At 56.3% G+C, this 1,956-nt stretch carries 2 rRNA genes; both read right to left on the reverse strand.

From position 1 onward, the window contains the following. Positions 1 to 9: 9 nt before the first annotated feature. A 5S ribosomal RNA gene (gene rrf, locus HG543_RS53350) occupies positions 10 to 126 on the reverse strand. Positions 127 to 291: 165 nt separating this feature from the next. Then, a 23S ribosomal RNA gene (locus HG543_RS53355) occupies positions 292 to 1,956 on the reverse strand; the annotation flags it as partial.

Genomic DNA, 1,956 nt, shown 5'->3' on the forward strand with positions numbered 1-1,956 from the left:
TCAAAAAGAATCCGGCAGCGACCTACTCTCCCGCGCGGTTTCCCGCGAAGTACCATCGGCTCTGGAGGGCTTAACTTCCGTGTTCGGGATGGGAACGGGTGGAACCCCTCCGACATAGCCACCGGAAAACAAGCGACAGTGCATACAAAGGGTAAGTTTCAACTTCTGCGAGTGAAGCCTCGCTGCGCCTTGAAGCCACTTCCAGGCGAGCGCGCGTTAAAGCGCACTCGAGCCTCGGCCTTGGTCCCGAATCCCTTACGCCCCGGATGAGGAGGCATGGAAGAGAACGGGGAAAGTAAGCCGCTCGACCCATTAGTACCGGTTAGCTCAACGTGTTACCACGCTTACACACCCGGCCTATCAACGTCGTAGTCTTCGACGGGTCTTCAGGGGCTTGCGCCCGGGATACCTGGTCTTGAGGTCGGTTTCCCGCTTAGATGCTTTCAGCGGTTATCCAATCGGCACATGGCTACCCAGCGATGCCTCTGGCGAGACAACTGGTACACCAGCGGTGCCTCCAACCCGGTCCTCTCGTACTAAGGTCAGAGCCTCTCAAGTATCCTACGCCCACAGCAGATAGGGACCAAACTGTCTCACGACGTTTTGAACCCAGCTCGCGTACCGCTTTAATTGGCGAACAGCCAAACCCTTGGGACCTGCTCCAGCCCCAGGATGCGATGAGCCGACATCGAGGTGCCAAACCTCCCCGTCGATGTGAACTCTTGGGGGAGATAAGCCTGTTATCCCCGGAGTACCTTTTATCCGTTGAGCGATGGCCCTTCCATTCAGGACCACCGGATCACTATGACCTGCTTTCGCACCTGCTCGAGATGTCTCTCTCGCAGTCAAGCTCCCTTATGCCATTGCACTCGCCGCCCGGTTTCCAATCGGGCTGAGGGAACCATCGCGCGCCTCCGTTACTTTTTGGGAGGCGACCGCCCCAGTCAAACTACCCACCAGACAGTGTCCCAATCCCGGATGACGGGACATGGTTAGACACCAGAAATCAACAGGGTGGTATTTCACCGTTGCCTCCACCGAACCTAGCGGCCCGGCTTCAAAGGCTCCCACCTATCCTACACAGTCAATCCCTAGTGTCACTGTCAAGTTGTAGTAAAGGTTCACGGGGTCTTTCCGTCTTGCTGCGGGTAAACTGCATCGGCACAGCTATTTCAATTTCGCTGAGTCCCTCTCCGAGACAGCGCGGAAGTCGTTACTCCATTCGTGCAGGTCGGAACTTACCCGACAAGGAATTTCGCTACCTTAGGACCGTTATAGTTACGGCCGCCGTTTACTGGGGCTTCGGATCATCGCTTCGCCTTGCGGCTGACGAATCCCCTTAACCTTCCAGCACCGGGCAGGAGTCAGACCCTATACGTCGGCTTGTCGCCTTCGCAGAGTCCTGTGTTTTTGGTAAACAGTCGCTACCGCCATTTCTCTGCAACCTCTCTCGGCTTCGGCTGTACGCCTACACCTACCAGAGGCCCACCTTCTTCCGAAGTTACGGTGGAAATTTGCCTAGTTCCTTGGAGGAGAGTTCTCTCAAGCGCCTTAGGATTTTCTCCTCACCCACCTGTGTCGGTTTACGGTACGGACACCCTATGAGCTCCCTACGGGACTTTTCTCGGAAGCCGAGCATCAGCGACTTACCCCTGACGGGGCGCCATGGGGTCTCGGGGATAGCTGCCGCGCCTTTATTCGTACGCGACACCCCTACACCTTTAGACTGACACAACCACCGGTCAGCTCGCCTAGCTTTCTCCGTCCTCCCTTAGTTCAACGCTCACAAGATGGCGCAGGAATATTAACCTGCTTTCCATCACCTACGCCTTTCGGCCTCGGCTTAGGTTCCGGCTAACCCTGGGAAGATTAACTTGACCCAGGAAACCTTGGGTTTACGGCGAGGGGGTTTCTCACCCCCTTTATCGCTACTCATTTCGGCATCAGCACTCCCAG

This window comes from Pyxidicoccus fallax (assembly GCF_012933655.1).
GTDB lineage: Bacteria > Myxococcota > Myxococcia > Myxococcales > Myxococcaceae > Myxococcus > Myxococcus fallax.